Origin of the sequence: Oligella urethralis DSM 7531 (assembly GCF_000372065.1) — a bacterium.
GTDB classification, from domain to species: Bacteria; Pseudomonadota; Gammaproteobacteria; order Burkholderiales; family Burkholderiaceae_B; genus Oligella; species Oligella urethralis.
Genome location: NZ_AQVB01000002.1, coordinates 175,232 through 188,666, shown reverse-complemented (window position 1 = coordinate 188,666; position 13,435 = coordinate 175,232). Strand labels below are relative to the sequence as shown.

The following is a 13,435-nucleotide window of genomic DNA, read 5'->3' as shown; positions in this document are numbered from 1 at the left end:
GATAGAGTAAAGGATATGAGTCAAAAATCTGCAGGTGCAGCTTTTCGTCAAGCCTTAGCTGAAGAAAAGCCATTACAAATTATCGGTGCCATTAACGCTAATCACGCCCTCTTAGCTAAGCGCGCTGGTTTTAAGGCAATCTACTTATCCGGTGGCGGTGTTGCGGCTGGTTCTTTAGGTTTACCTGATTTAGGTATTAACACCTTAGACGATGTTTTAACGGATATTCGTCGTATTACCGATGTGTGCGATACCCCCTTACTGGTTGATATTGATACCGGTTTCGGCCCATCCGCTTTTAATATTGCCCGCACCATTAAAAGCTTAATTAAATTCGGTGCCGCAGCTTGTCATATTGAGGACCAAGCCGGTGCAAAGCGTTGTGGTCACCGCCCTAATAAGGAAATCGTTTCTACGGAGGAGATGATCGACCGCGTTAAAGCTGCGGTTGACGCTAAAACCGATCCTGACTTCTATATCATTGCGCGCACCGATGCCATTCAAAGTTTTGGCGTGGAAGCTGCGCTTGAACGTGCTCAAAAATGTGCTGAGGCTGGTGCCGATGCGATTTTCGTTGAAGCTGCGCATGATTTAGAAACCTACAAATTCTTCACCGACAATTTACAAGTACCGGTGTTAGCAAATATCACTGAGTTCGGCGCAACCCCATTATTTACCGTAGAGGAGTTAGCAAGCGTAGACGTAGGCATGGTTCTCTATCCGCTATCTGCTTTCCGCGCCATGAATAAAGCGGCTCAAACAGTATATGAAGCCATTCGTAAAGACGGCCATCAGAAAAACGTGGTTGATATGATGCAAACTCGGATGGAGCTTTACGAGAGCATTGGTTACTTTGCCTTTGAAGAATATTTAGATAATCTTTACGCAAAAAAATAATTTTTTAAAAATCATAGGAGGACTTCATGAGTCAAACAGATCAAAGCACAGACAACAAACCTAAGGGCAAAAAGTCAGTTGCCCTTTCGGGTGTTGCAGCGGGCAATACCGCACTTTGTACCGTAGGCCTTTCTGGTAATGACTTACATTACCGTGGCTATGATATTTTAGACATGGCTGGTGCGTGTGAATTTGAAGAGGTTGCTCACTTATTGATTCACGGCAAATTGCCTAATGTTGCTGAGCTTGCCGCTTATAAAGCAAAGCTAAAAAGACTGCGCGGTTTACCTTTAGCTGTCAAAGAGGTGTTAGAAAGCTTACCAGCAGCCAGCCACCCGATGGATGTGATGCGCACTGCGGTTTCTGTGTTAGGCTGCGCCTTACCTGAAAAAGACGATCACAATGCCGCTGACGCACGTGATATTGCCGATCGTTTGATTGCTTGCTTAGGCTCTGCCCTACTTTACTGGTACCACTTCAGCAATAACGGCGTGGTTATTGATGTCGAGTCTGATGAAGACAGCATTGCCGGTCACTTCTTAGAGTTGTTGCACGGTGAAACCCCACCCGAAGAGTGGGTTCGCGCTATGCATATTTCCTTAAACCTCTACGCCGAGCACGAGTTTAACGCATCAACCTTTACCAGCCGCGTGATTGCGGGTACGGGTTCAGATATGTACTCTTGTATTTCTGGCGCTATCGGTGCCTTACGTGGTCCTAAGCACGGCGGTGCAAACGAAGTGGCCTTTGAAGTGCAAAAACGCTACGACAATCCAGATGATGCTGAAGCCGACATCCGTAAACGTCTAGAAAACAAGGAAGTGATCATCGGTTTTGGTCACCCTGTTTACACTGTTTCAGACCCTCGTAACCAAGTCATCAAAGCGGTTGCTAAAGAGCTTTCTGAAAGCGCTAACAATACCAAGATGTATGAAATCGCTGAGCGCCTTGAAACCGTGATGTGGGATGCCAAGAAAATGTTCCCTAACTTAGACTGGTTCTCAGCTGTGTCATATCACATGATGGGCGTGCCTACAGCGATGTTTACACCGCTCTTCGTGATTGCACGTACCGCAGGTTGGGCTGCGCACATTCTTGAGCAACGGGTTGATAACAAGATTATCCGTCCTACTGCAAACTACGTTGGCCCGGAAAATCAAAGCTTCGTCAAGCTTGAGGATCGCTAATTAGCGAATAATTAGAGCGATTAGCTCATAGAGCAATAAAGGCGCCCCACTCGGAGGCGCCTTTGCTATATCAACTACGCATGGCAGACTTACTTCTCGTCCTTAGTTGAACCCTCTAATTGGGGTACTACCGAGTCCTTGCCTGCAACTAATAAGCCAGATTTGGTGTAAATACCAAGCTTATTGCGTGTATCAATGATATCCAAATTACGCATCGTTAACTGACCAATACGATCGAGCGGAGTAAAGGCTGCATCCTCAACCTTTTCCATACTTAAGCGATCGGCTTCGTAAGTCAAGTTAGGCGATTCCGTATTTAAGAAAATATAGTTATTACCACGGTGCAACTCTAGGGTCACCTCACCCGTAATCGCTCTAGCCACCCAACGTTGTGCCGTTTCTCTCAGCATCAGGGCTTGCGAATCGAACCAACGTCCTTGATACAATAAACGACCTAAACGTAAGCCATTAATGCGGTATTGCTCAATCGTGTCTTCATTATGAATACCAGTCACTAAACGCTCATAGGCAATATGCAATAAGGCCATGCCCGGAGCCTCATAAATACCGCGCGACTTCGCCTCAATGATACGGTTTTCGATCTGATCGGTCATACCCAAACCGTGACGACCACCAATTTTGTTCGCTTCTAAGAAAAGCGCAACGGGATCGTACTCCTGACCATTAAGCGCTACTGGTACACCCTCTTCAAAACGAACACGTACCACCTCAGGCTTAATCTCGACTGACTCATCCCAAAAAGCCACGCCCATAATTGGTTTGACGATTTTCAAACTGCTATCCAAGAACTCTAAGTCCTTGGCCTCATGCGTGGCACCAAGCATATTAGAGTCGGTACTGTAAGCCTTTTCAACCGACATTTTGTAATCAAAGCCATTTTCAATCAAAAACTCAGACATTTCCTGACGACCACCCAGCTCATCAATAAACTGTTGGTCTAACCAAGGCTTGTAAATTTTAAGCTTAGGATTAGTAATAAGACCGTAGCGGTAAAAACGCTCAATGTCATTGCCCTTATACGTGGAACCGTCACCCCAAATATTGACCTCATCCTCTTGCATCGCAGACACGAGCATCGTACCAGTCACGGCACGACCAATAGGGGTGGTATTAAAATAAGGCATACCGCCTGTGGTTACATGAAAAGCACCACTTTGAATCGCTGCAATGCCCTCATAGGCTAGTTGCAGACGGCAATCTACTAAACGCGCTTCAATTGCACCATACTTTTTGGCTTGGCGTGGAATCACCTCATAATCGTCCTCATCTGGCTGACCGAGATTAGCCGTATATGCGTAAGGCTGTGCGCCTTTTAATTTCATCCACAATAAAGCAGCAGACGTATCTAAACCACCTGAAAAAGCAATCCCGACTTTCTGACCGACAGGTAGCGATTGCAAGATGGTCGCATTTGAATTTGACATAAAGTAGACCCTTTGAAGAAATACACGTTTAAAAACAAAGCTTAATTTTAACCGATTTGCCACGACATAAGCGAATAATGGCCTAAGCTAAGTCGTATTATTTGCTAGTTACTAATACGTAGATTTAAATCACTCACCACCTTTTTAATTAAACCGCTCACTGCCTTTGGTCCAGCTCGACTCATTAACATATACATCGGCAGATACTCTGCTATCACAAAAGGTTTAGCAGGCGTCATTGAAATATGTAGTTGATTTTTCTGCGCTAGAAAATAATCACGTAGCGCTTGGCAGGCTGCACCCAACTGCTGAATAGCAAACTCATCCAACGCTCCAACACAGGCTTGATAGTGCTTTTCCACCTCCCCACGATGTGAAGAATCATGGGCTAACATGCGCTGATTCAAACCATCGTCCTTAAGATCGAGGCGGAGATAATGCAACTTGGTGGTCATGGTGCTCAATAAAATCAACTCCGGATCGATGGTTGCGACATCTAAGGCAAGTAGTTGCTCTAGCAAAGGGCCAATCCCCTCTGTTTTAAAATCGAACTGACTATCCAGTACCGCCTTTTGCCTGAGTACCAAATTACCAGTCAAACTACCATTTATTTTTTCCATATCATAGCTGAGCCGCAGCTGAATATCGTCTAGCTGTTGATAGCCATAGCGCTGCAAGCCCTTAGTTGCGTTTAACTTTTGCGATAACAACAAATGCACCCCATCCTCGTCGGTGACACCCTTATAAGTCACATCAACGGCGACACGATTAGCTGACACCTGATAGTCATCAAAATCCATTTCTTTAATCAAATACGTCTTCTTTTGAGCGCCCTTGCCACGACTAAAGACCACACCATAAATGGTGGCATCAGCCAACGACTCACCCTGAATACGCTGCCAGCTAAAACTGTCTTGTAAACCCATCGAGCTTAAATAGTCGCGCAACTCCTGCTCAACCTTGGCTGAAGCAGATGCCGTGGTACTGATGGTCAAAGCGGCTAAGCAGAAGAACACGGCTTTAGCCCCAGCGAATACGATATTTTTAAACATATTGAACCTTTAAGTCTGTCAGCTGAATCGTGATCAAATCACTCACATCATATAGTGTATAGTGTGAGCATAAAGTCACTAAAAATAAAGATAAGTACCTAGGTCTTATATAAGACATAAGACTTGTGATATACTCAGTAAATAATCAAGTAAAATCAACATTCTAAACTAAAAAGGTGTAATCAAATGTTAGAAGCATATCGTAAGCATGTTGAAGAGCGTGCGGCTTTAGGTATACCTCCTTTAGCCCTTTCTGCCCAACAAACCGCCGATTTAATCGAGTTAATTAAAAACCCACCGGTCGGTGAGGAGCAGTTTTTAGTTGATCTACTGACACACCGTATACCAGCGGGTGTTGATGACGCCGCCAAAGTCAAGGCTTCTTACCTAGCAGCCCTTGCTTTTGGCGAAGAAAAAACCCCTTTAATTAGCCCTGAAAAAGCCACCGAGCTTTTAGGTACGATGTTAGGTGGTTTCAATATCGCGCCGTTAGTTAAGCTATTGGATAATGAGCAATTAGCACCAATCGCTGCCAATGCACTTAAAAACACCTTATTAATGTTCGATGCTTTCCACGATGTACGTGAAAAGGCCGAAGCTGGCAATCAATTTGCCAAAGAGGTATTACAAAGCTGGGCTGATGCTGAGTGGTTTACCAGTCGTCCTGCCGTACCTGAAAGCTTAAAAATCACCGTCTTTAAGGTACCCGGTGAGACCAACACAGACGATTTATCCCCTGCTCCTGATGCAACGACCCGTCCAGATATTCCACTACACGCCTTGGCAATGCTGAAAAACAAGCGCCCTGATGCTTCTTTCGAGCCTGAAGAAGACGGTAAGCGTGGTCCAGTGCATTTTATTGAGAACCTCAAGGAAAAAGGCAATCTCGTTGCTTATGTAGGTGACGTCGTTGGTACCGGTTCATCTCGTAAATCAGCGACCAACTCCGTCCTATGGTTTACTGGTGAGGATATTCCTTTTGTACCTAACAAACGCTTCGGCGGCGTCTGTCTTGGCGGTAAAATCGCTCCTATTTTCTATAACACCATGGAGGATGCCGGTGCCCTACCTATCGAATTAGACGTTTCTAAGATGGAAATGGGTGATGAGATCGAATTGCGCCCATACGAGGGTAAAGCACTTAAGAACGGCGAAGTAATCGCTGAGTTTAAGGTTAAATCCGATGTCTTATTTGACGAGGTACAGGCCGGCGGTCGTATTCCTTTAATTATTGGTCGTGGTCTTACTGCAAAAGCACGTGAGGCTTTAGGCTTAGCGCCTTCGACTGTGTTCCGCTTACCTGAACAACCGGCTGATACTGGCAAGGGCTTTACCTTAGCGCAAAAGATGGTTGGTCGCGCCTGCGGCTTGCCTGAGGGTCAAGGTATTCGTCCTGGCACCTACTGTGAACCACGCATGACCTCTGTTGGTAGCCAAGACACCACCGGTCCAATGACACGTGATGAGCTTAAAGACTTAGCATGTTTAGGTTTCTCTGCCGATTTAGTGATGCAGTCATTCTGTCATACTGCGGCTTATCCTAAGCCAGTCGACGTTAAAACTCACCACGAACTACCTGATTTCATCAGTACCCGTGGCGGTATTTCCTTACGTCCAGGTGATGGTGTGATCCACTCTTGGTTAAACCGCATGTTATTGCCTGATACAGTAGGTACGGGCGGTGACTCACACACACGTTTCCCAATCGGCATCAGTTTCCCTGCGGGTTCAGGCTTAGTGGCTTTTGCGGCCGCAACCGGTGTGATGCCTTTAGATATGCCTGAGTCGGTACTCGTGCGCTTCAAGGGTAAAATGCAGCCCGGCGTGACCCTACGCGACCTAGTGAATGCCATCCCATACTACGCCATCAAAGAGGGTTTACTTACGGTGGCTAAACAGGGTAAGAAAAACATCTTCTCTGGCCGTATTTTAGAGATTGAGGGTCTACCTGATCTTAAGGTTGAGCAGGCCTTCGAATTAAGTGATGCCTCCGCTGAGCGTTCTGCCGCAGGTTGTACAGTACGTTTAAATAAAGAGCCTATCATTGAGTACTTGAAATCTAACATCACCTTATTGAAGTGGATGATCGCTAATGGTTACGAGGATGAGCGCTCATTAGCTCGCCGTATTCGTGCGATGGAGGAGTGGTTACAGAATCCTCAATTGCTAGAGCCAGATGCGGATGCTGAGTACGCTGCCGTGATTGAGATTGACCTCGCTGAAATTCACGAGCCGCTAGTGGCCTGCCCTAACGACCCTGATGATGTTAAAACCTTATCCGATGTGGCGGGTGAGAAAATCGATGAAGTCTTTATCGGTAGCTGCATGACAAATATCGGCCACTTCCGTGCCGCTTCTAAACTACTTGAGAATAAGCGTGACATTCCTGTTCGCTTATGGGTTGCGCCGCCAACCAAGATGGATCAGAAGCAGTTAACTGAAGAGGGTCACTACGGCACCTTCGGTGTGGCGGGTGCACGCATCGAGATGCCAGGTTGCTCACTATGTATGGGTAACCAAGCGCAGGTGCGAGAAGGTGCAACTGTTATGTCGACCAGTACGCGTAACTTCCCTAACCGTCTTGGTAAAAACACCAACGTCTACCTCGGCTCAGCGGAGCTTGCAGCAATCTGCTCACGCCTAGGTAAGATCCCAACGCGCGAAGAGTACCTAGAAAATATCGGTATCATCGATGAAAATAGCGATAAGATCTACCGCTACATGAACTTTAACGAAATCCAAGATTTCCAAGAGGTTGCCGATAGCGTAGAGCTCTAATTAACCTGCAATTAGTTAATTAGCATTAAGGGGTTTGGTCGCACGTACTAAACCCCTTTTTTTAATGCGCTTACACACCCCCCAATCCCAGGATGGATAGACTGGCTGCAATCAGTCCATCGTTAAAATCATCATCACCATAAGCGCATTTAATTAACAGCAGACTGACGCTAAAAGCGGTATCATTAATTATCGATTATTTTAAATAACTAATTTTTACGAGACGAGTAATTCAATGACAACAACAACTTCAATTTTTAAGGTAGAGGATAAGTTCTCACAACGCGCTAAAAATCTGACCGGCTCTGTTATTCGCGAGATTTTAAAGGTCACAGAGCGTCCAGATGTGATTTCCTTTGCCGGCGGTTTACCCTCGCCTAAAGGCTTTCCAAAAAAAGAACTACTTGATGCCTTTACTAAGGTTCTCACCGATAATCCCGAGTCCGCTTTACAGTACGGACCGACCGAGGGCTATCGTCCATTACGTGAGTGGATTGCTCAAGACTTTGCTAAACGTGGTGTCAAGGTAGCGACTGAGGAGGTATTAATTGTTTCTGGCTCGCAGCAAGCCTTGGATTTAATCGGCAAATTATTTATTGATGATGATGCTAAAATTTTAGTTGAATCACCCTCTTATTTAGGCGCTTTACAGTCCTTTTCCGTACAAAACCCGCGCTATGACACAGTCGCCACCGATGAGTACGGCATTATCGCAGAGGATATTACCCCTGAAAAAGCTGCTGATGCACGCTTTATTTATGTGCTGCCCAACTTCCAAAATCCAACCGGTATCACCATGACCTTGGAGCGTCGTCAGGCATTGGTTGAAACATGTGCTAAATACGGCTTACCAATTATTGAGGACGATCCCTACGGTGAGTTGCGCTTTGAAGGTGAGCATCAACCCTCGCTACTCGACTTAGGGCGTCAGGCGGGTGCGACCGTGATCCGCATGGGATCCTTTTCCAAAGTGCTCGCACCCGGCTTGCGTATTGGCTTTGTGGTTGCCCCTGTTGACGTTATTAATAAACTGGTACAGTTAAAGCAGGCTACCGATTTACACACGCAGACGGTCTCACAAATGGCAATTTACGAAGCGGTTAAGGATGGTTTTTTGTATCAGCATCTACCGACCGTGCGTGAACTGTATCGCAAACAATGTGGTTATATGTTAGACGCGCTAAGCGAGCACTTCCCTGAAAACTGTACATGGACTAAGCCCACCGGCGGGATGTTTATCTGGGTCAGCCTGCCTGAACAGATTGATACCACAGCCATTTTGCCGCAAGTGGTTGAGCAGTGTAAAGTCGCCTATGTGCCGGGGATGCCATTTTATATTGATCATGATAAAGCCCCTAAAAATAATCTGCGTTTAAGCTTTGTAACCGTTTCAGAGGATAAAATCAGAGACGGTATTAGCAAATTAGGCAGCTTTATCAAGAGTTTGTAATATTCCTAAGCTCAATGTCTTAGGCTCTTTTGCAAACTTTGACGATAGTATTCATAGAAACAAAGGAGTTAGGACATGGTATATAGCAACACCCTAAAACGCCTTGAGCTTCAACATGCACAAGGCGCCTATTATTCTTTGCCCGAACTAGGCAAGTTACTGGGTGCGGAAGTCAATCGACTACCCCACTCCATCCGTATCGTGCTTGAATCGGTGCTGCGCAATCATGACGGTAAGCGCATCACCGACGCACATGTTAAGCAATTGGCTCATTGGCAGCCGCAGGCTAAACGGCTTGATGAGATTCCCTTTGTAGTGGCCCGCGTCGTACTCCAGGATTTTACTGGTGTGCCACTCTTAGCCGACATTGCCGCCATGCGTGGCGTTGCTCAAAAAAACGGTCATTCCCCTAAGCTAATCGAACCCATGGTACCCGTAGACCTCGTGGTCGACCATTCGGTGATGATTGATTACTTTGGCACCAAGGATGCGCTTGATCTCAATATGAAGGTCGAGTTTGAGCGTAATCGTGAACGGTATGAGTTTATGAAATGGGGTATGCAGGCCTTTGATACCTTTGGCGTGGTGCCGCCGGGCTTTGGGATTGTGCATCAAGTGAATCTTGAGTACCTCGCCCGCGGTGTTTATAAGGACCAAAACGATGTCTACTACCCCGATAGTTTAGTGGGTACTGATAGCCATACCACCATGATCAACGGCATCGGCGTGGTTGCTTGGGGTGTTGGTGGCATTGAGGCGGAAGCGGCAATGCTGGGTCAACCAGTCTATATCCTGACGCCGGATGTGATTGGGGTGGAGCTAAGGGGTGAGCTTAACCCCGGCGTCACTGCAACCGATCTTGTCCTAACCGTGACAAATATGCTGCGCGCTCATAATGTGGTGGGTAAGTTCGTTGAGTTTTGTGGTGAGGGCACCGCCAGTTTAAGCGTACCTGACCGAGCCACCATTGCCAATATGGCGCCGGAATATGGTGCAACCATGGGCTTTTTCCCAGTCGACGAAAAAACCATTGATTACTTCAAAGGCACTGGACGTACTGAGGCAGAGGTCGATGCCCTTAGAGCCTACTTCGCTGCACAAGAAATGTTCGGGGTTCCAGCAGCAGCTGATATTGACTACACCACGCTGTTAACGCTTGACCTCAGCACCATTGTACCTTCTGTGGCTGGCCCTAAGCGCCCTCAGGATTTAATTAAGCTGACTGAGCTTAAGTCTACCTTTCACCATCTATTTTCAATGCCAGCGGCTAAAGGCGGTTTTAATAAAGAGTCCGCGACGCTCACTCAGCCCTACCCGCTAGCGGGCGAGACTGGTGCAACCATAAAAAATGGCGATATCCTGATTGCCGCCATCACCTCTTGTACCAACACTTCCAACCCGAGCGTTTTGATTGCGGCAGGCTTAGTGGCCAAAAAAGCAGTTGAACTGGGTCTACGAGTTAACCCAAGAATTAAAACCTCACTGGCACCTGGTTCTCGTGTGGTGACACGCTATTTAAGCGAAACCGGTTTACTCAGCTATTTAGAGCAACTCGGTTTTGATGTCGCTGCCTATGGTTGTACTACCTGTATTGGTAACGCCGGCGACTTAAGCGTTGAACTAAATCAGGCCATCACTGAACATGAACTGATCTGTTCTGCCATACTATCGGGTAACCGTAATTTTGAAGCACGTATCCACCCGAATATCAAGGCTAACTTCCTCGCCTCACCACCATTAGTGGTAGCCTATGCCTTAGCTGGTACCATTCGTTGTGATCTTTACAATGAGACTATCGGCATTGGAACTAATGGCCCAGTCTACTTAAAAGATATTTGGCCAAGCAATGAAGAGGTGCAAAGCTTAGTCAGTTATGCCATGAACCCTGAAGCTTATCGTGATAACTATGCCCAGGTTAAAAGTCATCCGGGCAAGCTATGGGATAACATCAAGGGGGTGAGCGGTGATGTGTATAACTGGCCTGAATCCACCTATATTGCCGAGCCACCCTTTTTCGATAACTTCTCCATGACGCCAGCGCCCATGCCGAGCATCAAAGGAGCGCGCGCTTTAGGTATCTTCGGTGATTCAGTGACAACCGATCATATTTCACCTGCGGGCGCTATTGCCGAGTCCTCACCAGCAGGTCTCTGGCTTAAGGAACATCACGTCCAAAAGCCCGACTTTAACAGTTACGGCTCACGCCGCGGCAACCATGAAATTATGATGCGCGGCACCTTTGCTAACGTCCGCATCAAAAACTTGATGATTCCGCCGCTAGCTAACGGTACGCTTTATGAGGGTGGGGATACCATTCATAAACCAAGTGGCGCACAAATGCCTATTTATAACGCCGCCATGCGCTACCTATCGGATGGGGTGCCTACGGTGATCTTCGGCGGCAAGGAATATGGTACGGGCTCCTCCCGTGACTGGGCTGCCAAGGGTACCTACCTACTCGGTGTTAAGGCCGTGATAACCCGCAGCTATGAGCGTATTCACCGCAGCAACCTCGTGGGTATGGGCGTATTACCACTACAATTCCAAGGCGAAGACTCTGTTGAGAGTCTAGGCATCACCGGTAATGAACGCTATGATATTAGCGGCTTGGAAAATGGCATTAAACCACAGCAGGAGGTCACTCTAACGATTCACCGTGAGGACGGTAGCTCGCAGGATGTGAACTTACTCCTTCGAATTGATACGCCAATCGAGGTTGAGTACTACGAGCATGGCGGTATTTTGCCATATGTACTACGCAATTTATTGGCTCAAGCCAATAGCGCTTAGCGCTGCATAGAGTTAATCATAGGGCCTCGATCTCAGGATAGTTCGAGGCCCTACACCTTATTCTGGAAGATTGTGAATTTAAAAACTAGCACCATTGATATTTTTTGTCGTGTGATTGATAACTTCGGTGATATCGGCGTTTGTTGGCGTTTGGCTCAAAGTTTTCCGACAAGCTATCAGATCCGACTATGGGTTGATGATTTAAAGAGTTTTAATAAAATCGAACCGGAGCTTAACCCTAAACTCGCGCAACAATTCCTGAAAACGATAGAAATTAGACATTGGCATCCACACATTGATTGCTGGCAAGCGGCCGATCTAGTGATTGAAGCCTTTGCCTGTGACTTACCCACCAGCTACCAAGAGGCGATGAAAGGCAAGACCCGTTGCTGGTTAAATCTGGAGTATTTAAGTGCGGAACCCTGGGTTGAAGGCTACCACCTACAACCCTCAATCCAGCCCAATGGGGTACCTAAATACTTTTTCTTCCCGGGCTTTAGCGAAAAAACTGGCGGTCTTTTACGCTTACAGCAAGGTCTTAAGGACAGCGCTGCCGCTTTTTTAAACACGCTGCTATCCCCTGCTGGCGCTGCCTACTATGAAGAAAAAAAACCACTGCTAATTAATCTCTTTTGCTACCCGCATGCACCGCTGGAAGCGCTACTAAGGGCGCTAACTAATACACCGGAGGTGATGATCATCGTTGCAGAGTCGGTGGCACCGCAATTGGAGACATTAGCTAAGCGCTTAAATTCCCAAGCCCATATAGAGCGAATTGATTTTATCGTACAGCGTGATTATGAGCAGTTACTACAAGTGGCGGATATCAACTTCATCCGCGGTGAAGACAGCTTTGTACAAGCTCATTGGGCTGCAAAACCGATGCTGTGGCATATTTATCCACAAGCTGAAGCTCATCATATGGTGAAACTGGAGGCTTGGTTGGACACGATACAGGCACCGGAATGGCTGCGACAATTACATCGCTTGTGGAATCAAAACCAAGCACAAGAAGCACTTATCCAGCAATTGCAAGGCCATGCCTTTGATAACTCAGCGCGACTTGTTTGGCAAGACTTTCAAGCAGCCCTAAGTAAGCGTTTGAGCTTATTACCCGACTTGTCACAGCAAATTTTGAATTTTTATGAAGACTGCGCTAAAAAAAGCTAAAATAAAGGGTGAACTTTATAACCATCTATATACTAGGTGTGATATGTGGCGGCACACAGACTGCCGTGATTAGCTCACACTTAGCTATCCAATCGGAGATTTTTTACAATGAAAAACGCACAGGATTTGCGCGTCGGTAACGTTGCCATGGTTGACGGCCAACCACTCGTCGTACAAAAAACAGAATATAACAAATCAGGCCGTAACGCTGCCGTTGTTAAGTTCAGATTCAAAAACCTCTTAACAGGCTCAGCCAGTGAGGCGGTTTACAAAGCAGATGAAAAGTTTGAAGTAGTCATGCTAGATAAGAAGGAATGTACTTATTCTTATTTTTCGGACCCGATGTATGTCTTTATGGACGAAGAGTATAATCAATACGAGGTTGAGCAGGAAAGTATGGGTGATGCCATTCAGGTACTTGAAGAAGGCATGGAAGTTGAAGTGATTTTCTACGAAGAGCGCCCTATTTCTGTTGAGCTACCTACCACCATTGTTCGTGAAATCGTTTACACTGAGCCCGCGGTCAAGGGTGATACCTCCGGTAAAGTGATGAAGCCTGCGCGCATCAACGATCAGTTTGAGATCTCGGTACCTGCTTTCTGCAATATCGGCGACAAAATCGAAATCGACACACGCACTTGGGAATACCGCAGTCGCGTGTAATTA

The 13,435-nt window shown here is 46.6% G+C and carries 9 protein-coding genes; 7 read left to right on the top strand and 2 right to left on the bottom strand.

The features are described from left to right. Nucleotides 1–15 precede the first annotated feature (15 nt). Together prpB and prpC are read left to right on the top strand one after the other, a co-directional pair. Nucleotides 16–897 carry a methylisocitrate lyase gene (prpB, locus tag A3GA_RS0102390; protein WP_018025787.1) on the top strand — a complete coding sequence of 294 codons (882 nt, stop codon included), beginning with the start codon at nucleotides 16–18 and terminating at the stop codon, nucleotides 895–897. Between the two features lie 26 nt (nucleotides 898–923). Beyond that, the gene (prpC, locus tag A3GA_RS0102385; RefSeq protein WP_018025786.1) at nucleotides 924–2,084 is read left to right on the top strand and encodes a bifunctional 2-methylcitrate synthase/citrate synthase; all 1,161 of its coding nucleotides are present in this window, start codon (nucleotides 924–926) and stop codon (nucleotides 2,082–2,084) included. Between the two features lie 89 nt (nucleotides 2,085–2,173). Here prpC and argG read toward each other — a convergent pair whose 3' ends face one another. Together argG and A3GA_RS0102375 are read right to left on the bottom strand one after the other, a co-directional pair. Then, entirely contained in the window at nucleotides 2,174–3,529 is a 1,356-nt protein-coding gene (gene argG / locus A3GA_RS0102380; protein ID WP_018025785.1) for an argininosuccinate synthase, read from the bottom strand. 104 nt (nucleotides 3,530–3,633) lie between these two features. Further along, a complete protein-coding gene (locus A3GA_RS0102375; RefSeq protein ID WP_018025784.1) occupies nucleotides 3,634–4,581 on the bottom strand; it encodes a hypothetical protein in 948 nt (315 codons plus the stop codon). Between the two features lie 186 nt (nucleotides 4,582–4,767). Here A3GA_RS0102375 and acnB point away from each other — a divergent pair, with 186 nt between their 5' ends. From acnB to efp, 5 genes are all read left to right on the top strand, one after another. Then, nucleotides 4,768–7,359: a bifunctional aconitate hydratase 2/2-methylisocitrate dehydratase gene (gene acnB / locus A3GA_RS0102370; RefSeq protein ID WP_018025783.1), complete on the top strand. Its 2,592-nt coding sequence runs from the start codon at nucleotides 4,768–4,770 to the stop codon at nucleotides 7,357–7,359. A gap of 235 nt (nucleotides 7,360–7,594) precedes the next feature. Next, nucleotides 7,595–8,809: an aminotransferase-like domain-containing protein gene (locus A3GA_RS0102365; protein ID WP_018025782.1), complete on the top strand. Its 1,215-nt coding sequence runs from the start codon at nucleotides 7,595–7,597 to the stop codon at nucleotides 8,807–8,809. A gap of 75 nt (nucleotides 8,810–8,884) precedes the next feature. Next, nucleotides 8,885–11,599: an aconitate hydratase AcnA gene (gene acnA / locus A3GA_RS0102360; protein ID WP_018025781.1), complete on the top strand. Its 2,715-nt coding sequence runs from the start codon at nucleotides 8,885–8,887 to the stop codon at nucleotides 11,597–11,599. A 72-nt stretch (nucleotides 11,600–11,671) separates the two neighbouring features. Then, on the top strand, nucleotides 11,672–12,769 hold the full coding sequence (earP, locus tag A3GA_RS0102355) for an elongation factor P maturation arginine rhamnosyltransferase EarP (protein WP_018025780.1): 1,098 nt from the start codon (nucleotides 11,672–11,674) through the stop codon (nucleotides 12,767–12,769). Nucleotides 12,770–12,877: 108 nt separating this feature from the next. Beyond that, nucleotides 12,878–13,432: an elongation factor P gene (gene efp / locus A3GA_RS0102350; RefSeq protein ID WP_018025779.1), complete on the top strand. Its 555-nt coding sequence runs from the start codon at nucleotides 12,878–12,880 to the stop codon at nucleotides 13,430–13,432. Nucleotides 13,433–13,435: the final 3 nt, after the last annotated feature.